Below are 20,184 nucleotides of genomic sequence, written 5' to 3'. Positions count from 1 at the left end.
TCCATCCTTAGGGTCGGCGCGCCAGCGGGCTTGCCAGCCAACGCCAGGCCGCGTGGGCAAGCTCAAAGCTTGCCCACCCTACGATGAGGTGGCTTACAGGATCAGACGACGCACGTCGGTCAGCAGCTTGCCCAGGTGCACGGTGAAGCGGGCCGCGGCCGCGCCGTCGATCACGCGGTGATCGAAGGACAGGCTCAGCGGGCACATCAGGCGCGGCGCGAATTCCTTGCCGTTCCACACCGGCTTGATCTGCGACTTGCAGACGCCGAGGATGGCCACTTCCGGCGCGTTCACGATAGGCGTGAAGCTGGTGCCGCCGATGCCGCCCAGGGACGAGATGGTGAAGGTCGCGCCTTGCATGTCGGTCGGCTTCAGCTTGCCTTCGCGGGCCAGCTTGGACAGGTCGGTCAGTTCCTGGGCGATCTGGCGCAGGCCCTTCTTGTCCGCGTCCTTGATCACCGGCACTACCAGGCCGTTAGGCGTGTCGGCGGCGAAGCCGATGTGGTAGTACTGCTTCAGCACCAGGTTGTCGCCGTCCAGCGAGCTGTTGAAGTTCGGGAAGGCTTTCAGCGCTTCGGCGGCGGCCTTGATGATGAAGGCCAGCGGGCTGATCTTCAGGCCGGACTTTTCCCATTCCTTGCCCACGGTCTTGCGGAAGTCTTCCAGCTCGGTGATGTCGCACTCGTCGTTGAACGTGACGTGCGGGATCATCACCCAGTTGCGCGACAGGTTGGCGCCGGAAATCTTCTGGATGCGCGACAGCGGCTTGGTTTCGATCGGGCCGAACTTGGCGAAGTCCACCTTCGGCCACGGCAGCAGGTCCAGACCCACGCCGGAGCCGGCCGGCGCGGCGGCCGGGGCCAGAACAGCCGGGTTCTGCATCACGCCCTTGACGAAGGCCTTGACGTCGTCTTCGGTGACGCGGCCCTTGCGGCCGTTGCCCTTCACCTTGCCCAGGTCCACGCCCAGTTCGCGCGCCAGGCGGCGCACGGACGGACCGGCGTGGGCCTTGGAGAAGGCGATTTCGTCGATGGCTGCAGCCACGGCGGCGGCTACCGGAGCCACTACCGGCGCGGCGGCAGGCGCAGCGGCAACCGGGGCCGGAGCTGCTGCCGGAGCCGGCGCAGCGGCGGCCGGGGCGGACGCGGCGACAGCGCCTTCCACCACGACGATCAGGTCGCCTTCGCTGACCTTGTCGCCCACCTTGATCTTCACTTCCACCACTTTGCCTGCGGCGGTGGCCGGCACTTCCATGGTGGCCTTGTCGGTTTCCAGCGTGATCAGGCTGTCGTCGACGGCGATTTCGTCGCCCACTTTGACAGTCACTTCGATCACGTCGACGCCGTTATGGCCGCCGATGTCCGGCACGCGGATTTCGCTGCGGCCGGAAGCGGCCGGTGCGGCAGGCGCTGCCGCGGGAGCTGCGGCTACCGGAGCCGGAGCTGCGGCAGGAGCGGCTGCGGGCGCCGGCGCTGCGGCGGCCGGGGCTGGAGCCGGAGCGGACGCGGCTGCGCCCACTTCCAGGATGGCAATCACGTCGCCTTCGGAAATCTTGCCGCCCAAGGCGACTTTCACTTCCTTGATCACGCCGGCGGCTTCAGCCGGCACTTCCATGGTGGCCTTGTCGGTTTCCAGGGTGATCAGGGAATCGTCCACGGACACGGTCTGGCCCGGGGCGATGAATACTTCGATGATGTCTACGTTGCTGTGACCGCCGATGTCGGGCACTTTCAGTTCGATCAGATTGCTCATGAGCTTTCCATTCGTAAGGCGGAGTCCCTGTCTGGGCGCTCCGCCGGATATCCGCTACAGATTCGCTTGCCGTGCAAAGGCGGAAGGCCCCGGCCAAAACCGGGGCTTCCGCCCTGCGATTACACCTTCCAGCTCGGCAGCTTGTCGGTCTTGATGCCGTACTTGGCGATGGCCTCGGCCACCTTGGCGCCTTCGATCTTGCCGTCGCGGGCCAGAGCGGACAGAGCCGCCAGCGCCACGTGGTAACGATCCACTTCGAAGAAGGAGCGCAGGTTGGCGCGGCTGTCCGAGCGGCCGAAGCCGTCGGTGCCCAGCACGACGTAGCGGCCCGGCACGTAGGCGCGGATCTGGTCGGCGTAGTTGCGGATGTAGTCGGTCGCGGCGATCACCGGGCCGTTGCGGCCGGCCAGCTGCTGCTCGACGTAGGAGGAACGGGCCTCGGCGGTCGGGTTCAGCAGATTGTGGCGCTCGGCTTCCATGCCGTCGCGGCGCAGCTGGTTGAAGGAGGTCACGCTCCAGATGTCGGCGCCGATGCCGAAGTCAGCCTTCAGCAGGTCGGCCGCGGCCATCACTTCGCGCAGGATGGTGCCGGAGCCCATCAGCTGCACCTTCACCTTGGCGTCGCCGCCGTCCTGCAGCAGGTACATGCCCTTCAGGATGCCTTCTTCCGCGCCTGCCGGCATCGCCGGGTGAACGTAGTTTTCGTTCATCAGCGTCAGGTAGTAGAAGACGTCTTCCTGTTCGGCGTACATGCGGCGCATGCCGTCTTGCACGATCACGGCCAGCTCGTAAGCGAAGGTCGGGTCGTAGCTGATGCAGTTCGGGATCAGGCCGGCCTGGATGTGGCTGTGGCCGTCTTCGTGCTGCAGGCCTTCGCCGTTCAGCGTGGTGCGGCCGGCGGTGCCGCCCAGCAGGAAGCCGCGGGCGCGCATGTCGCCAGCTGCCCAGGCCAGGTCGCCGATACGCTGGAAGCCGAACATCGAGTAGTAGATGTAGAACGGAATCATCGGCTGGCTGCTGTTGGCGTAGCTGGTCGCCGCGGCGATCCAGTCGGCCATGGCGCCCGGCTCGTTGATGCCTTCCTGCAGGATCTGGCCGTCCTTGGATTCCTTGTAGAACATCAGCTGGTCATGGTCCTGCGGCACGTAGTTCTGACCCTGGGTGGACCAGATGCCGTACTGGCGGAACATGCCTTCCATGCCGAAGGTGCGGGATTCGTCCGGCACGATGGGCACGATGCGCTTGCCGATGTTCTTGTCCTTCATGATGGTGCCCAGCATGCGGACAAAGGCCATCGTGGTGGAGAACTCGCGGTCGCCGGACGCTTGCAGCTGCGCGTCGAAGGCGGACAGTTCCGGCACGGCCAGCGGGTGGTTCACCGGCTTGCGGGCCGGCAGGTAGCCGCCCAGGTCCGCGCGGCGTTCGCGCATGTACTTCATTTCCGGGCTGTCTTCGGCCGGCAGATAGTACGGCACGTTCGGCAGGTCGGCGTCGGACACCGGGATGCCGAAACGGTCGCGGAAGTTGCGCAGGCTTTCCAGGTCCATTTTCTTGGCCTGGTGGGCGATGTTCTTGGCTTCGCCGGACGCGCCCATGCCGTAACCCTTGATGGTCTTGGCCAGGATCACGGTCGGACGGCCGTTGGCATTGTGGCTGGCTTGATGGTAAGCCGCGTACACCTTGTGCGGGTCATGGCCGCCGCGATTGAGATTCCAGATCTCTTCGTCGGACATATTGGCCACCATCTCGCGCAGCTCCGGATACTTGCCGAAGAAGTGTTCGCGCACGTAGCCGCCGTCCTTGGACTTGAAGGTCTGGTAGTCGCCGTCCACGCACTCGTCCATGCGCTTCTTCAGCAGGCCCTTGGTGTCCATGGCCAGCAGCGGGTCCCAACGGGAGCCCCAGATCACTTTCAGCACGTTCCAACCGGAACCGCGGAAGTCGCCTTCCAGTTCCTGGATGATCTTGCCGTTGCCGCGCACCGGGCCGTCCAGGCGCTGCAGGTTGCAGTTGATCACGAACACCAGATTGTCCAGGCCTTCGCGAGCGGCCATGGCGATGGCGCCCAGCGATTCCGGCTCGTCCATCTCGCCGTCGCCGCAGAAGCACCACACCTTGCGGCCCATGGTCTTGGCCAGGCCGCGGCTTTCCAGGTACTTCAGGAAGCGGGCTTGGTAGATGGCCATCAGCGGGCCCAGGCCCATCGATACGGTTGGGAACTGCCAGAAGTCCTTCATCAGCCACGGGTGCGGATAGGAGGACAGGCCTTGGCCGTCCACTTCCTGGCGGAAGTTGTCCATCTGGTCGGCGGTCAGGCGGCCTTCCATGAAGGCGCGGGCGTACACGCCCGGGGCGATGTGGCCTTGGAAGTAGATCAGGTCGCCGTCTTGGTTTTCATTCTGGGCGCGCCAGAAGTGGTTGAAACCGACGTCGTACAGCGTGGCGGAGGATTGGAAGGAGGCGATGTGGCCGCCCAGCTCCAGATCCTTCTTGCCGGCGCGCAGCACCATGGCGGCGGCGTTCCAGCGGTTGATCGAGCGGATGCGGTGCTCCATCTCGTGGTTGCCCGGGGACTTGGCTTCTTTGCCGACCGGGATGGTGTTCTGGTAAGCGGTGGTCGCGTCGAACGGCAGGTGGGCGCCGCGGCGGCGGGTGCGCTCAACCATAGTCTCCAGCAGGAAGTGCGCGCGTTCGGCGCCTTCGTTGTCCAGCACCGACTCCAGCGCTTCGGTCCATTCCTGGGTTTCCAACGGGTCGATATCGTCAGGGAAAGTTGCAGCCATCTCTGGTCCTCACAGCGGGTGACTATCGGGGACCGCGCTCGCTTCAGGCCGGCCCCGCTTTTATGCGATCAGCTCGCAAGCGAGCCAAATATTTGATTTGAGATTATAAACGAACAGATTCGCAAATAAAAATGTTCATTTGCGAATTAGTGCAGAGCAACCCCGCCAGTGTACGTCCTGCGGGATTCGGAAAGGAATAGGCGGGAAGCGTTATCTTAGAAGGATGTCGCGAATAAAACGGTTGCTGCGCCGCATCATGTTGTTTTTTTGCGATAACCCGCGCGAATTTGAAACAATTGTTTCAATTCCGCGCCGCCTTTCTTTCGTCCTTGGCCAGCTTCTCCACCTCACGAAGCCGCGCCTCCACCATGGACTTCAGGTAGAAATCGTCGCCCTTGGCCTTGCTGGCCAGTTGATACTGCTCCAAGGCGGCGCTATAGCGCTGTTCGTAATAGAACGCATTGCCCAGCGCGGCATGGTAGCGCAACGGATCCTTGTCGGCGTACAGCTTGGCCTGCAGCCGGTACAGCGCCGGGTCGCCGGCCCTGTCATTCAACAGCTGGCGCAACATCTGCTCCGCGCCCTTGTTGTCGCCGCTGTCCAGCGCCACTTCAACCTGCGCTTGCTGCAAGGCGACATTGCGCGGAAACGCGTCCAGGCCTCGGCGCGCCGCCGCCGCCGCGGCAGGCCAGTCGCGACCATCCTGGGCGATGGCCACCTCCAGCCCGTACAGCATGGGATGGTCGGACAGCTTGGCCCTGGCTTTGGACAAGGCCTCGCGCGCGGCGGCTCGGTCATGCTGCTGCAAGCGGGCTTGCGCCAGGCCGTACCAGTTGGCGCCCTCGCTCAGGTACAGGCCGCGCTGCAGCGTGTTGTTGTAATAAGCCACGGCCTCTTCCGGCGTCATGGTCAGCACCCTGAGCTTTTCGCGCACCAACAGATAATCGGCGCTGTCGGCGCGCATCTTCACCGGATAATCCAGCGCGCGGTTCTGCGCTTCGCTGATCCGCTCCAGCGTCACCGGGTGGGTGCGCAAAAAGGCGAAAGCGGTGTTGTCGGTGTAGCGGCTGGCCTGCTCCAGCCGCTGGAAGAAACTGGCCATATTGCGCACGTCGAAGCCGGCATTGCTCATGTACTGCATGCCGACCCGGTCCGCCTCGCGTTCGAAATCGCGCGAGAACGCCAGCTGGCGCGAAATCGACAAACCCATGCCGGCCGACACCGCGCCCATCGCGCCTTCGCCGCTGCCCGCCTTAGCCGCCAAGGCGGCGGCGACGATGGTGCCCAGCAATAGCAAGGGGCTGGTGGCGCTGTTGGCCGCCTGCATCCGCGCGATGTGGCGCTGGGCGACGTGAGCCGTTTCGTGGCCCAGCACGCCGGCCAGCTCGCCTTCGCTCTGGGTGGCCAGGATCAGGCCGATATTGACCCCCACATAGCCGCCAGGCATGGCGAAGGCGTTGATACCGGCATCGGCCACGCAAAAATAGGTGAAATGCACGCCCGGCAGGTGGACCGACGCGGACAGGCGCCCGCCGATATCGTTGAGATAGGCGTTGATTTCGGCATCGTCCAGCACGTCGCCGGCCTCGCGCATCGCGCGCAAGGCATCGCGGCCGATGCGCGATTCGTCGGCCAGCGACAGCGAGGCATCGGAAATCTCGCCCAGATCAGGCAGATCGTTGCGGCCGGGCGCGTCGGCGCGAACGGACAGCGGCTGCGCCAGCGCGGCGGCCAACAAGACAGGTAGCATGCGGCGTTTCATCATCTGGCTATGATAGCCGCGATGCGATGAAAGTTGCATGAGCGGCGTCAGGCAGATTGCTAAACAAATGTAACCTTGTTCATCATGACATTGAAATTACGGGTAGACTGGGGCTTTGACCCGCCCGCGAACTCGCCATGTCCATGCTGCCCGCCGCGCCCGCCACGCTGACCCGAGACGGCGCGCCCTTGTTCGGAATGTATCAGGGCATTGTCGCCATGCCGCACTGGCGCGAACTGGCCCTGCCCGCCGGCAAGCGGCTGACCCGGCGGCTGCATCACAAGCGCTGGCAATACGCCGCCCTCGCCCACGCCGACTTTTTCATTGGCCTGGCGGTGGTGGACGTGGGCTGGAACGGCACGGCCTTCGCCTATCTGTTCGACCGCCGCCGCGGCGAAGTGGCCGCCGCCGCCAGCGCCAACGGCCTGCCCGGCATCGGCGCCCGCGTGGCCGACCAGGTATTCGGCGACGCGCGCTTCCGCTTCGCCGGCCTGGACCTGGCCTTTGATCGTGAAGGCGAAACGCTGCGCCTGCGGCTGGACAGCCGGGCCTTGCGCATAGACGCCGCCATCGACTTGAGCCGTCTGCCGCCGGTGCTGGCCAGCATCGCGCCGGCCAACTACCTGGCCCACAGCACCCATAAAAGCGGCGGCTTGTTAGTCAGCGGCGAGGCCAGCTGCGCGGCGGGACGTTTCGACCTGGCCGACGCCGTCGCCTCGCTCGACCATTCCAACGGCTTGCTGGCGCGCGAAACCGGCTGGCGCTGGGCCAGCGCCCACGGCCGCGGCGTCGGCTTCAATCTGCAGCAGGGCTATATGGGCGCGGAGGAAAACGCGGTATGGCTGGGCGAGCGGCTGTTCCGCGTCGGCGCGGCCGCATTTGAATATCAGCAACAAGACCCGCTCGCGCCCTGGCACGTCGCCACCGAGGACGGGCTGGTCGATCTGATCTTCACCCCGGAAGGCGCGCGGCGCGAGGACAAGAACCTGATCATCGCCGCCAGCCGCTATGTGCAGCCGATAGGCCGCTTCAACGGCGCGCTGGTCGACCCCGCCAGCGGGCAGCGCCATATCATCGAGAATCTTGTCGGCGTCACCGAGGATCATTTATCGCGCTGGTAAGCGCGGGGAAGAAATCATAGCGATGCTGTTGCTGTTGAAATTGTGCCTGGTGCCGACGCTGATCTGGCTGATCACCTTGGCGGCCAAGAAATGGGGGCCGGGCGTGGCCGGCGCGCTGGCCGGTTTCCCGGTGATCACCGGCTCCATCCTGCTGATCTTGAGCCTGGAGCAAACGCCCGCCTTTGTCCGCGAAGCCTCGCTGGCCGCCTCGCTGGGCACCAGCGCCAACCTGGTGTTCGGCATCGCCTACAGCTGGGCCGCGCTCCGCTGGCGCTGGCTGCCTTGTCTGCTGCTGGGCTTGGCGGCCTATGCGCTGGCCGTCGCGCTGGGACACTGGGCGCAGCCGTCTGGCTGGCAAAGCGCCGTTGCCGGCTTGCTGTTTCTGCCGCTGGCGGGACGGCTGTTTCCCGCTCCGCCTGTTGCCCGCGACCAGCCGCCGCGCAACGCCGGCATGGCGCCGCGGATGCTGGCCGGCGCCGCCCTGGCGTTGATCATCACCAGCCTGTCGGCGCGATTAGGCCCCAGCCTCAGCGGCCTGCTGGCGGTGTTTCCGGTGCTGGGCAGCGTGCTGGCGGTGTTCAGCCACCTCAGCGCCGGCCCCGCCGCCACCATCAAGCTGCTGCGCGGCATGGTGAGGGGCTTTTACGCCTTTGTCGCCTTCTGCATCGCGCTGGCCGCGGCACTGAATGCCTGGCCCGCGCCCGCAGCCTTCAGCGCCGCGCTGGCTTTGGCCATATCGGTGCAGATGCTGATGATGTGGCTGGGGCGACGCCATCATTAGATAGCAAAACGCCCCGCGGCGCTAAGCGGCGGGGCGTTTCCAAAGCAGCGGGCCGGGCTCAGCGCGCGCCGACAGGCCACACCGTGCGGCCGTACTGCTCATTCAGCACCGTAGCCATAGCCAGGTAGATGGCGCTGGCGCCGCAGACGATGCCCTCGAAGCCGGCGATCATGCCGATGACAGCGTTGCCGGTGAAATCCCGCGCCGCCAGCAGGAAGAACAGCACAGTCAGCGAAGCGAACACGAACTGTTTCACGCGCGGGTAGTTGACGGTGCCGGCCAGCATGAACAAGGTGAACACGCCCCACATCAGCAGATACCAGCCCATATAGCCTTCCGGCGTAGCCTCGGCCAGCCCGGTTTTCGGCAGCACGATCAGCAGCACCAGGCTGAGCCAGAACAGGCCGTAGGACAGGAAGGCGGTGACGCCGAAGGTGTTGCCGCGGCGGAATTCCATGATGCCGGCCACAATCTGGGCCAAGCCGCCATAGCACAGGCCCATGGCCAGGATCATGGCGCTGATCGGGTAGAATCCGGCATTGTGGATGTTCAGCAGAATAGTGGTCATGCCGAAGCCCATCAGGCCCAGCGGCGCCGGGTTGGCGAGTTTTTCGCTCACGGGATACTCCATTTAAATAAGTAATCGTTAATATTTTGAGGGCGCGATTCTAGACAAGCGCCCGGCATCCGGCAAGAGGCGCAAGCCATTGCTTCTTATTGAAATTTGCCTGGCCAACCCCATCTGATAATCATTCGCGCGCCGATTTTTCGCCGCGCGGGCTGGATCGGTGGTAGCATGCCGCCCCAAATGGAGCAAACTCTCTATACAGCGTATTGATCTGCGCGTTTCCCTAATAAAAACAGGGGAATACGAAGCTGAATACGTCCCTTTCCGACATCCGCACAGGAACACCGTAAACATGGACCGACTGAATACCCTGCTCGACCACAACCGCGCCTTCGTGGAAAACCGCGAGTACGAACAATTCAAAACCGACAAGTTTCCGGGCAAAGGCCTGGCCATCCTGGCTTGCATGGACGCCCGTCTGGTGGAGCTGCTGCCCAAGGCCATGGGCCTGAAGAACGGCGACGCCAAGCTGATCAAGAACGCCGGCGCGCTGATCACCCACCAATGGGGCTCGGTGATGCGCAGCCTGATCGTCGCCGTTTATGAGCTGCGCGCCGAAGAAATCTGCGTGGTGGCCCACCACGACTGCGGCATGCGCGCCATCGACCCGCACAAGATTCTCAGCCACGCCCAGGAACGCGGCGTCAGCGAAGAAACCATCGCCACGCTGCGCGGCGCCGGCATCGACCTGGACAACTGGCTGAAGGGCTTCGACAACGTGGCCGACAGCGTGCGCCACTCGGTGCAGACCATACGCAACCACCCGCTGATGCCCAAGGACATTCCGGTGCACGGCCTGGTGATCCACCCGTCCACCGGCCGGCTGGAAGTGATCGTCAGCGGTTACGGCGACAAGGCCGAACCGGCCGCATGACGATGCGCGTCGGGGTCTTCGGCGGCACCTTCGACCCCATCCACCTGGCCCATCTGCGCATGGCGCGCGCCTTCGCCGACGAATTGGCGCTGGACCAGGTCAAGCTGATCCCGGCGGGCCAGCCCTATCACCGCGACAGCGGCCCGCACGCTTCTCCCCGCCAACGGCTGGAAATGGTGAAGCTCGCCATCGAAGGCGATGCCCGCCTGCAAAGCGACGACCGCGAAGTCCGCCGCGCCAAGCCCGCCTACACCGTGGACACGCTGCGCGAGCTGCGCGCCGAGCTGGGCGACGCCGCCGAATTATGGTTTCTGATCGGCGGCGACTCGCTGTTCAACTTGTCTAGCTGGCAAGAATGGCGCGAGCTGTTCCGCCTCGCCAACCTGGCGGTGGCGATGCGCCCCGGCTTCGACGCCGCCGCCCTGCCGCCCGAAGTGCGGCAAGAGTGGGACACCCGCCAAGTCCATGATTTTTCAAATCGAACGGCTTCCGGTACAATCCGGCCCCTGGCCCTGCCGCCGTTCGACCTGTCCGCTACCCGCCTGAGGGAAATGCTGGCCGCGAACGAAGCGGTGGAGGGCCTGATCGCCCCCGCCGCGCTGGCCTATATCCGCCAACACGGCCTATACCGGTAAGGCGCCGCCTTACTCGCTCTTTTGTGGTACCTCTTGCCGGCTCCTGCGCCTGCTAAGTACCGGCACAGGAAAAGGAATCATGGACATTCAAGCAATCAGCAAACTGGCAGTGGAAGCCCTGGAAGACATCAAGGGCAAGGACATCATCGAACTGGATACCAGCAACCTCACCTCGCTGTTCCAGCGCATGATCGTCGCCACCGGCGACTCCAACCGCCAAGTGAAGGCGTTGGCCAACAACGTGCAAGTCACCCTGAAGGAAGCCGGCGTGGACATCGTCGGCAGCGAAGGCCACGAAAGCGGCGAATGGGTGCTGGTGGACGCAGGCGACGTGGTGATCCACGTGATGCTGCCCGCCGTGCGCGACTACTACGACATCGAAGCCCTGTGGGGCGGCCAGAAGCCCAGCTTCGCCGCCGGCGCAGGCAAGCCGTGGTCGGCGGTTTAAGCTGACTCAACAGAGGGCGGGGTTTCCCGCCCTTTTGTTTTTCTTCACTTTCCCACGTTTTTTGCCATGAAGATCACCATACTCGCCGTCGGCACCAAGATGCCGCGCTGGGTGGACGAAGCCTATTCCGACTACGCCAAGCGCTTCGGCCGCGACATCACCCTTGAGCTGAAAGAGATCAAGCCGGAAAAGCGCGGCGGCGGCGTCACCGCTGAAAAAGGCATCGCCGCCGAGCACGAACGGCTGATCGCCGCCATCCCGCCGCGCGCGCGGCTGGTGGTGATGGACGAACGCGGCAAAAACTGGACCTCGGTCAAACTGGCCGAAGGCCTGAAGGAATGGATGGCAGGCGGCGATGACGTGGTATTCATCATCGGCGGCGCCGACGGCCTGTCTCAAGAGCTGAAACAACGCGCCGACGTGCTGTTGCAATTGTCGGCGATGACGCTGCCGCACGGCATGGTGCGGGTGATGCTGGCCGAGCAGATCTACCGCGCCTACTCGATACTGAACAACCACCCCTACCATCGCGAATAAGCCCGCCGGCTCGCCAGCGCCGTCCAAGGAAAACAGCCCCGCGGCCTAAGCCGACGGGGCTATCGTTTTTGCGGCCCCGCCACGCGCAAACGCGGCGGGAACTAAGCGCTTACTTCCAGCTGGACGCGATCACCGGCTGCAACGCCGCCTGGTAATCGGCCGGCAACGTCATCTGCCCCGCCGCTGGCGGGTTGAATGCCGCCATCGCGGTGACCAATGCCTGCACCTGGGACGCGGCCAGCGTCTTGCCATCGCTGGAGCGTATGGTTTCCAGCTGGTTGGCGGCATTGCCGAACCAATTGTCCACCACCACCTTGTCGCCACTGCCGATCACGCTGACTTCCAAGCTGTTGTTCTGCTTGCGGAACCACAACTGATCGGCATTAACGCCCTGGTCGAACGCCAGCTCATCCTGCCCGACGGAATCCTGCACCAGATCCACGCCATCGCCGCGGCGGAAGAGGTAGGTGTCGTTGCCGTCGCCGCCGTTCAGCGTGTCATTGCCCTGGCCACCTTGAATCGAATCGTCGCCGCCCATGCCATTGATCGAGTCATTGTTCGCGCTGCCGACTATGCTTTCGCTGGCATTAGTGAAATTCATGATGTCGCTCGATCGGATCTGGACGGCGTAGTGGCGCATGAGTTCGTCCATGCTCCAACGCGCATCGCTGAATACAATGTCATCCACCCGATATGTCGACGAATAATAGTGGTTCTTCAAGGTCACTTGATCCTCTGCCCCATAAGCCAGAATCAGGTCGTTCCCTTGGCGGTAAAGCCCACGCAATTCGCCGGACGCTACATCCAGGAATTGCAGCGTGTCCTTGCGGCCGGTGCTGGAATCGTAATTGCTGATGGTGTCCTGGCCATCGCCGCGCCGCAGCTGATAGAGGTCGTTGCCTGCGCCGCCGTCCAAGTAGTCATCGCCCTGGCCACCTTGAATCGAATCGTCGCCGCCCATGCCATTGATCGAGTCATTGTTCGCGCTGCCGACTATGCTTTCGCTGGCATTGGTGAAATTCATGATGTCGCGCGATCGGATCTGGACGGCGTAGTGGCGCATGAGTTCGTCCATGCTCCAACGCGCATCGCTGAATACAATGTCATCCACCCGATATGTCGACGAATAATAGTGGTTCTTCAAGGTCACTTGATCCTCTGCCCCATAAGCCAGAATCAGGTCGTTCCCTTGGCGGTAAAGCCCACGCAATTCGCCGGACGCTACATCCAGGAATTGCAGCGTGTCCTTGCGGCCGGTGCTGGAATCGTAATTGCTGATGGTGTCCTGGCCATCGCCGCGCCGCAGCTGATAGAGGTCGTTGCCTGCGCCGCCGTCCAAGTAGTCATCGCCCTGGCCACCTTGAATCGAATCGTCGCCGCCCATGCCATTGATCGAGTCATTGTTCGCGCTGCCGACTATGCTTTCGCTGGCATTGGTGAAATTCATGATGTCGCTCGATCGGATCTGGACGGCGTAGTGGCGCATGAGTTCGTCCATGCTCCAACGCGCATCGCTGAATACAATGTCATCCACCCGATATGTCGACGAATAATAGTGGTTCTTCAAGGTCACTTGATCCTCTGCCCCATAAGCCAGAATCAGGTCGTTCCCTTGGCGGTAAAGCCCACGCAATTCGCCGGGCGCTACATCCAGGAATTGCAGCGTGTCCTTGCGGCCGGTGCTGGAATCGTAATTGCTGATGGTGTCCTGGCCATCGCCGCGCCGCAGCTGATAGAGGTCGTTGCCTGCGCCGCCGTCCAAGTAGTCATCGCCCTGGCCGCCATTCAAGGTGTCGTTGCCGTCGCCGCCGTTCAGCGTGTCATTGCCCTGGCCACCTTGAATCGAATCGTCGCCGCCCATGCCATTGATCGAGTCATTGTTCGCGCTGCCGACTATGCTTTCGCTGGCATTAGTGAAATTCATGATGTCGCTCGATCGGATCTGGACGGCGTAGTGGCGCATGAGTTCGTCCATGCTCCAACGCGCATCGCTGAATACAATGTCATCCACCCGATATGTCGACGAATAATAGTGGTTCTTCAAGGTCACTTGATCCTCTGCCCCATAAGCCAGAATCAGGTCGTTCCCTTGGCGGTAAAGCCCACGCAATTCGCCGGACGCTACATCCAGGAATTGCAGCGTGTCCTTGCGGCCGGTGCTGGAATCGTAATTGCTGATGGTGTCCTGGCCATCGCCGCGCCGCAGCTGATAGAGGTCGTTGCCTGCGCCGCCGTCCAAGTAGTCATCGCCCTGGCCACCTTGAATCGAATCGTCGCCGCCCATGCCATTGATCGAGTCATTGTTCGCGCTGCCGACTATGCTTTCGCTGGCATTAGTGAAATTCATGATGTCGCTCGATCGGATCTGGACGGCGTAGTGGCGCATGAGTTCGTCCATGCTCCAACGCGCATCGCTGAATACAATGTCATCCACCCGATATGTCGACGAATAATAGTGGTTCTTCAAGGTCACTTGATCCTCTGCCCCATAAGCCAGAATCAGGTCGTTCCCTTGGCGGTAAAGCCCACGCAATTCGCCGGACGCTACATCCAGGAATTGCAGCGTGTCCTTGCGGCCGGTGCTGGAATCGTAATTGCTGATGGTGTCCTGGCCATCGCCGCGCCGCAGCTGATAGAGGTCGTTGCCTGCGCCGCCGTCCAAGTAGTCATCGCCCTGGCCACCTTGAATCGAATCGTCGCCGCCCATGCCATTGATCGAGTCATTGTTCGCGCTGCCGACTATGCTTTCGCTGGCATTGGTGAAATTCATGATGTCGCTCGATCGGATCTGGACGGCGTAGTGGCGCATGAGTTCGTCCATGCTCCAACGCGCATCGCTGAATACAATGTCATCCACCCGATATGTCGACGAATAATAGTGGTTCTTCAAGGTCACTTGATCCTCTGCCCCATAAGCCAGAATCAGGTCGTTCCCTTGGCGGTAAAGCCCACGCAATTCGCCGGGCGCTACATCCAGGAATTGCAGCGTGTCCTTGCGGCCGGTGCTGGAATCGTAATTGCTGATGGTGTCCTGGCCATCGCCGCGCCGCAGCTGATAGAGGTCGTTGCCTGCGCCGCCGTCCAAGTAGTCATCGCCCTGGCCGCCATTCAAGGTGTCGTTGCCGTCGCCGCCGTTCAGCGTGTCATTGCCCTGGCCACCTTGAATCGAATCGTCGCCGCCCATGCCATTGATCGAGTCATTGTTCGCGCTGCCGACTATGCTTTCGCTGGCATTAGTGAAATTCATGATGTCGCTCGATCGGATCTGGACGGCGTAGTGGCGCATGAGTTCGTCCATGCTCCAACGCGCATCGCTGAATACAATGTCATCCACCCGATATGTCGACGAATAATAGTGGTTCTTCAAGGTCACTTGATCCTCTGCCCCATAAGCCAGAATCAGGTCGTTCCCTTGGCGGTAAAGCCCACGCAATTCGCCGGACGCTACATCCAGGAATTGCAGCGTGTCCTTGCGGCCGGTGCTGGAATCGTAATTGCTGATGGTGTCCTGGCCATCGCCGCGCCGCAGCTGATAGAGGTCGTTGCCTGCGCCGCCGTCCAAGTAGTCATCGCCCTGGCCACCTTGAATCGAATCGTCGCCGCCCATGCCATTGATCGAGTCATTGTTCGCGCTGCCGACTATGCTTTCGCTGGCATTAGTGAAATTCATGATGTCGCTCGATCGGATCTGGACGGCGTAGTGGCGCATGAGTTCGTCCATGCTCCAACGCGCATCGCTGAATACAATGTCATCCACCCGATATGTCGACGAATAATAGTGGTTCTTCAAGGTCACTTGATCCTCTGCCCCATAAGCCAGAATCAGGTCGTTCCCTTGGCGGTAAAGCCCACGCAATTCGCCGGACGCTACATCCAGGAATTGCAGCGTGTCCTTGCGGCCGGTGCTGGAATCGTAATTGCTGATGGTGTCCTGGCCATCGCCGCGCCGCAGCTGATAGAGGTCGTTGCCTGCGCCGCCGTCCAAGTAGTCATCGCCCTGGCCACCTTGAATCGAATCGTCGCCGCCCATGCCATTGATCGAGTCATTGTTCGCGCTGCCGACTATGCTTTCGCTGGCATTGGTGAAATTCATGATGTCGCTCGATCGGATCTGGACGGCGTAGTGGCGTATGAGTTCGTCCATGCTCCAACGCGCATCGCTGAATACAATGTCATCCACCCGATATGTCGACGAATAATAGTGGTTCTTCAAGGTCACTTGATCCTCTGCCCCATAAGCCAGAATCAGGTCGTTCCCTTGGCGGTAAAGCCCACGCAATTCGCCGGACGCTACATCCAGGAATTGCAGCGTGTCCTTGCGGCCGGTGCTGGAATCGTAATTGCTGATGGTGTCCTGGCCATCGCCGCGCCGCAGCTGATAGAGGTCGTTGCCTGCGCCGCCGTCCAAGTAGTCATCGCCCTGGCCACCTTGAATCGAATCGTCGCCGCCCATGCCATTGATCGAGTCATTGTTCGCGCTGCCGACTATGCTTTCGCTGGCATTGGTGAAATTCATGATGTCGCTCGATCGGATCTGGACGGCGTAGTGGCGTATGAGTTCGTCCATGCTCCAACGCGCATCGCTGAATACAATGTCATCCACCCGATATGTCGACGAATAATAGTGGTTCTTCAAGGTCACTTGATCCTCTGCCCCATAAGCCAGAATCAGGTCGTTCCCTTGGCGGTAAAGCCCACGCAATTCGCCGGACGCTACATCCAGGAATTGCAGCGTGTCCTTGCGGCCGGTGCTGGAATCGTAATTGCTGATGGTGTCCTGGCCATCGCCGCGCCGCAGCTGATAGAGGTCGTTGCCTGCGCCGCCGTCCAAGTAGTCATCGCCCTGACCGCCATTCAAGGTGTCGTTGCCGTCGCCGCCGCTGAGAGTGTCGTTGCCCTGGCCCCCCACCAGTATGTCGTTACCATCCTGACCCTGCATATAATCGTTGGAATTTGTACCCACTAATAAATCTGGCCGCGAGGTTCCGACGAGGTTGTGCTCAGCGGTTGCGGCGAGGCGCACTGTCCAGCTGCTCAGTTCTTCAGTGAATGCCCCTAGATCAGGGGCAGAATTAAGTTGGGTAATGAGAAAGTCAGTAGCATTCCAACCTAGTTGCATTAGCTTTACTTCACCACAAGCGCTCATGAACTCGATCAAATCTAATAGCCCTTTTCGGGGATCTAGCCGAATTGCCTGAGTAAATAATTGCTCAACACCCGTGAAAGAAAAAGTTGGCACACCATGTAAAGTAGTGACGCTAATGTTTCCGTAGTAATCCTTCAATCTGGTATGCAGCAATAATGACTCATAAATATCCGTTTTAAAGCGCTCATATGCTATGGAAATACTGCTCATTTGCTCGGCAGCCAACGTAACCGAGATCGCACCCGAGCCCGCATCTAAGGGCGTGAATCGTGCTTGCCCGTTTGCGCCTCCATAAGTAAAGCCCATGAAACGCTCTACTATGCCCAGCTTCCTGATAAACGCATCGTAGGCCGCAGTGCCCGCGGCCAAACCCGCCAAATTGTAGGTGAGCTTGACACCGTTGCCTGAAAGGGCATCGGCCTGAGCCTTGAGAGACTTTAGATCCGCAGTATCGGCCCATTTCTCGATGAAACCATCCAAGCGGTCAATTTGCTCTTGCCGCGTGGTTTGTTGGGCGTAGCTCTGAACCCATTTTCCTAATTCAGTCGATAGGCTGATGGCTTCGTTCAGATCACGCACGCGGCCTGAACCGCGCAAAGTCGGCAGCGCCTTGGCTTGATCAGTCAAGGGGATATGGTCGGAGAACTGGCGATAGAAAGTGTTGACCAGCAAATCCAAATTGGCTGCCGCGCCATTGGTTTCACCAGTCGCGCCTGTTGTGCCGTTGGCGCGGACAAATGTGCCCGCAGCGGTTTGTAAGTTGCCGTTGCCTAAGTCGGTGCGAACCGCCGTCGAGTTGACGCCAATCGAGACAATTTGATTTTCCGAAAGCGAAGTGAGTTCGTTGGCTTGGCTGATGCCATCCTGGTTCAAGTCGCGCCAAATACGCAGGTTGGCAAACACGCTGTCAGCGCCATCAATCTTGCCATCCTTATTGGCATCCACATCGCGCAGCGCATCGAAGCCATCCGTCGCCAATTGACCATTGCTCTTCAGCGTATCGATGCCAAAAAGCTCTCTGCCAGAATCAATGGCGCCGTTGCCATTGCGATCCAGCACCAGCCAGCCATCATCGGGCTTGACCCAGCCGGTGCCTGTTTTTACTCCATCTGCATCATGATCAAACAGAATGACCTTGCCATCCCGTGTGCTGGTGGTTTCAATGCCATCGCCATCTAGATCGAGCACCAACGGGTCTCGCCGAGGGGGAGTCGTGCCTTCTGACCCTGCATTCCCGCCGCCACGGCCAGGACCGCCAGATGCGCCGCCACCAGTCTTTTCATCGGGATCACCAGAACCGCCACCACTGCCAGATTGACTCCGATCACCACCGTCTCCCACAGCATTCGAATCACCTGATAAGTTATTTCCTGACCCAGGAGCCCAATTATCACCAAGATTATCATCTTTTGGTTCAGGTAAGCCTGCTCGACGAAGTGCCTCATCAGCAGTAGTATTGCTATTTTGATCCAAGGGCCGATACTGATGCTTCTCTCCTGCAATCCCATCCATAGCATCCGTTATTTTTTTCCAATCTCCAGATAGATCAGTTCCATTTTTTATGTTTTCCCACTTTATATCTTTCCCCGGATATCTATCAGTCCCATCCGAATTTTTTGGATAATCTGGATAGCTTGAGTCATATCGTCTTGGATCACTTGCCCCGCCAGTCGTAATAATATTTCCAAAATCACTTCCTGATGATCCACTTCCAGATGAGCCACTTCCAGATGAGCCACTTCCAGATGAGCCACTTTGAGAAAAATCACTAAACCTTATGGATGTATCCTTACCAGCCCAACCACTTGTAGCCCACTTGTTTCCATTACCATCTGTGTAAACGATAAACTTATGATAATACCCCGGACCTAACTGACGATACCCAACAGATATTGACTCAGCCATGAAATTCACGCTCCATTTTAAAATTTAAACATCCAAAATCAATAGGCATTTTTCGTATGCCACGCAGAAACAAATGCCACCTTACCCTTTTTAAAACCAAGTCCAACTGATATAAATGACTCATATGGCAGAAAGGGAATGGTTGCGCTTTTCGTGTAACCTCCTAGAACAATCCGAGGTTCACAGCCTGCACAACCATCCAATTTTTTCGTAATTTCCTCAACTTCAAACCCTTGCTCTCTAAGCTCACGCATTGCAGTTTTCTTCTCCACACCCAAAGGGACATACCGTAAAACCACTGTAGAGACATCAAGAGAATGAAACCGCTCCGGCTTTGCAAAGCTTAATACCTCAGCAATTAGATCACCTTTAGCCATAGCGCTCCCCTGAGAAAAAATTAAGAAAATCCACATCATCCAAGTCACTACTTTACCCATTACAACCTCCCGTCTCATCAGGCGAATCAGGTAATTTATTTTGAATACCCGCAAGCCATCACACGAACTTTCTCGAAAAAAATAATCTTGTTAACCAACAAGAAATTCGAGAAAATTATCTTCTAATAGTTATAAAACCCAGCCACTCTGTATTCATCATTCAAACCATCTCCACATTTTCATTTTGCAAATCCAGAATGGTGCGATAACTGGCTTGCCCGCTTCCTCTTCCATATTCCAACGCATGTGTTCTTGCGCTTTTACGCATGGTTAGATCGTCCTCGCGCAGCGCCGCGACTACCCGCTCAATCAACGCCTCCCGATCAAAGAAACCCACCAAATAGCCGTTCTCGCCATCCCGAATCACCTCGCGCAGCGGCGCGGTGTCGGACGCCACGATGCGGCAGCCGCTGGCCATCGCTTCCAACAAGCTCCACGACAGCACGAAGGGATAGGTCAGGTAAACGTGGACCGCCGACACCTGCAGCACCTTGCGATAGACCTCGTAGGGCACTTTGCCGAGGAAATGCACCCGGTTCAGGTCGATGGAATTTTCGCGCAGCAGCTTCTCGCGCCAGTTGGCGGCGTCCGTCGGCGCGCTGCCATAGCTGACGCCGTCGCCGCCCACCACCACCACCTGGCAATCGGGCTCGGCGCGCAGCAACTCCGGCAGCGCGCGCATGAAGATGTGGAAACCGCGGTAGGGCTCAAGGTTGCGCGCGACATAGGTGATGATCTTCTGCCCGGCGCGCACGGTTTGGCCGTTGGGCAGGGTCAGCTCGGCATTCGGGTCCGGCCCCAGCTGTTCGGTGCGGATGCCCTCGTGCGCGACGACTAGCTTGTCGCGGTAGGCGGCCGGGTGCAGGCTGTGCTGCCAATGAGTGGGGCAGATGCCGGCATCGCAGTTTTCCAGGTTGAGCAGATGCAGCGCGTTGCGGGCTCGCAACCGCGCCGCACTATCCAAGCTGAGCGGGAATTCCGGGTCGAAGTCGGCGTCGGCGCCGCGGCCGTGGTAGAAGAATTCGCAGTAGTGGATCAGCCGCGCGTCGGGAAATAGATCCTTCAGGAACAGCGTCTCGCCCCAGCCGGGATGGGCCAGGATCACATCTGGCCGGTAGCCGCGGCGGGCCAGCGGCTGCAAACTGCGCAGCACCGCCTGGCCGTGCAGCACCGCATCCTCGTAGCTGAACAGATAAGGATGGGCCTTGCGGCTGGGTTGGCGATGCGGCTTATAGCGCAGCAGACGCACGCCTGGCAGGCCGGGCGCGGTGTCGCGCCCCACCGCCAGCAGGTCGATGCCGCGTCGGGTTTTCAGATCGTCGGCGATGTGGCGCAGCTGGCCGGGGAAGTTCTGGTGAATCAGCAGGATTTTCAT

At 60.4% G+C, this 20,184-nt stretch carries 15 protein-coding genes; 6 read left to right on the top strand and 9 right to left on the bottom strand.

Annotated elements, in window-relative coordinates:
- Positions 1-93: 93 nt before the first annotated feature.
- From aceF to NKT35_RS08965, 3 genes are all read right to left on the bottom strand, one after another.
- Positions 94-1,752, bottom strand: a complete 1,659-nt coding sequence (gene aceF, locus NKT35_RS08975) for a dihydrolipoyllysine-residue acetyltransferase (RefSeq protein WP_254300659.1) — start codon at positions 1,750-1,752, stop codon at positions 94-96.
- Between the two features lie 119 nt (positions 1,753-1,871).
- Complete coding sequence (gene aceE, locus NKT35_RS08970; protein ID WP_254300658.1) at positions 1,872-4,535, bottom strand: pyruvate dehydrogenase (acetyl-transferring), homodimeric type; 2,664 nt, start codon at positions 4,533-4,535, stop codon at positions 1,872-1,874.
- Between the two features lie 301 nt (positions 4,536-4,836).
- Complete coding sequence (locus NKT35_RS08965) at positions 4,837-6,285, bottom strand: M48 family metalloprotease (protein ID WP_254300657.1); 1,449 nt, start codon at positions 6,283-6,285, stop codon at positions 4,837-4,839.
- 149 nt (positions 6,286-6,434) lie between these two features.
- On the opposite strand from NKT35_RS08965, the gene NKT35_RS08960 reads away from it, so the two are divergent.
- Positions 6,435-7,418: a DUF2804 domain-containing protein gene (locus tag NKT35_RS08960; RefSeq protein WP_254300656.1), complete on the top strand. Its 984-nt coding sequence runs from the start codon at positions 6,435-6,437 to the stop codon at positions 7,416-7,418.
- Between the two features lie 22 nt (positions 7,419-7,440).
- The gene (locus NKT35_RS08955) at positions 7,441-8,199 is read left to right on the top strand and encodes a hypothetical protein (protein ID WP_254300655.1); all 759 of its coding nucleotides are present in this window, start codon (positions 7,441-7,443) and stop codon (positions 8,197-8,199) included.
- Positions 8,200-8,257: 58 nt separating this feature from the next.
- Here NKT35_RS08955 and NKT35_RS08950 read toward each other — a convergent pair whose 3' ends face one another.
- Positions 8,258-8,818: an acetate uptake transporter gene (locus NKT35_RS08950; RefSeq protein ID WP_254300654.1), complete on the bottom strand. Its 561-nt coding sequence runs from the start codon at positions 8,816-8,818 to the stop codon at positions 8,258-8,260.
- A gap of 301 nt (positions 8,819-9,119) precedes the next feature.
- On the opposite strand from NKT35_RS08950, the gene NKT35_RS08945 reads away from it, so the two are divergent.
- The 4 genes from NKT35_RS08945 (at position 9,120) to rlmH (ending at position 11,321) form a co-directional block, all read left to right on the top strand.
- A complete protein-coding gene (locus NKT35_RS08945; RefSeq protein WP_254300653.1) occupies positions 9,120-9,701 on the top strand; it encodes a beta-class carbonic anhydrase in 582 nt (193 codons plus the stop codon).
- The gene (gene nadD, locus NKT35_RS08940) at positions 9,698-10,336 is read left to right on the top strand and encodes a nicotinate-nucleotide adenylyltransferase (protein ID WP_254300652.1); all 639 of its coding nucleotides are present in this window, start codon (positions 9,698-9,700) and stop codon (positions 10,334-10,336) included. The genes NKT35_RS08945 and nadD overlap by 4 nt, the downstream gene beginning before the upstream one ends.
- 79 nt (positions 10,337-10,415) lie before the next feature.
- Complete coding sequence (gene rsfS / locus NKT35_RS08935; RefSeq protein WP_254300651.1) at positions 10,416-10,784, top strand: ribosome silencing factor; 369 nt, start codon at positions 10,416-10,418, stop codon at positions 10,782-10,784.
- 66 nt (positions 10,785-10,850) lie between these two features.
- The gene (gene rlmH, locus NKT35_RS08930; protein WP_254300650.1) at positions 10,851-11,321 is read left to right on the top strand and encodes a 23S rRNA (pseudouridine(1915)-N(3))-methyltransferase RlmH; all 471 of its coding nucleotides are present in this window, start codon (positions 10,851-10,853) and stop codon (positions 11,319-11,321) included.
- Positions 11,322-11,430: 109 nt separating this feature from the next.
- Here the strand turns inward: rlmH and NKT35_RS08925 are convergent, their stop codons facing one another.
- The 5 genes from NKT35_RS08925 to NKT35_RS08895 all read right to left on the bottom strand — a co-directional run bounded on the left by NKT35_RS08925 (position 11,431) and on the right by NKT35_RS08895 (position 20,184).
- On the bottom strand, positions 11,431-17,655 hold the full coding sequence (locus NKT35_RS08925; RefSeq protein WP_505190940.1) for a calcium-binding protein: 6,225 nt from the start codon (positions 17,653-17,655) through the stop codon (positions 11,431-11,433).
- On the bottom strand, positions 17,643-17,975 hold the full coding sequence (locus tag NKT35_RS08910; protein WP_254300648.1) for a hypothetical protein: 333 nt from the start codon (positions 17,973-17,975) through the stop codon (positions 17,643-17,645). The genes NKT35_RS08925 and NKT35_RS08910 overlap by 13 nt, the downstream gene beginning before the upstream one ends.
- A gap of 66 nt (positions 17,976-18,041) precedes the next feature.
- Positions 18,042-18,236: a hypothetical protein gene (locus NKT35_RS08905; protein ID WP_254300647.1), complete on the bottom strand. Its 195-nt coding sequence runs from the start codon at positions 18,234-18,236 to the stop codon at positions 18,042-18,044.
- A 174-nt stretch (positions 18,237-18,410) separates the two neighbouring features.
- A complete protein-coding gene (locus NKT35_RS08900; RefSeq protein WP_254300646.1) occupies positions 18,411-18,809 on the bottom strand; it encodes a hypothetical protein in 399 nt (132 codons plus the stop codon).
- Positions 18,810-18,969: 160 nt separating this feature from the next.
- Positions 18,970-20,184, bottom strand: a complete 1,215-nt coding sequence (locus NKT35_RS08895; RefSeq protein WP_254300645.1) for a glycosyltransferase family 4 protein — start codon at positions 20,182-20,184, stop codon at positions 18,970-18,972.

It is taken from the genome of Chromobacterium sp. IIBBL 290-4 (genome assembly GCF_024207115.1).
Taxonomy (GTDB): domain Bacteria; phylum Pseudomonadota; class Gammaproteobacteria; order Burkholderiales; family Chromobacteriaceae; genus Chromobacterium.
Note: the sequence above shows the minus strand (reverse complement) of the source record. Positions and strands in the feature narration are given on the sequence as shown.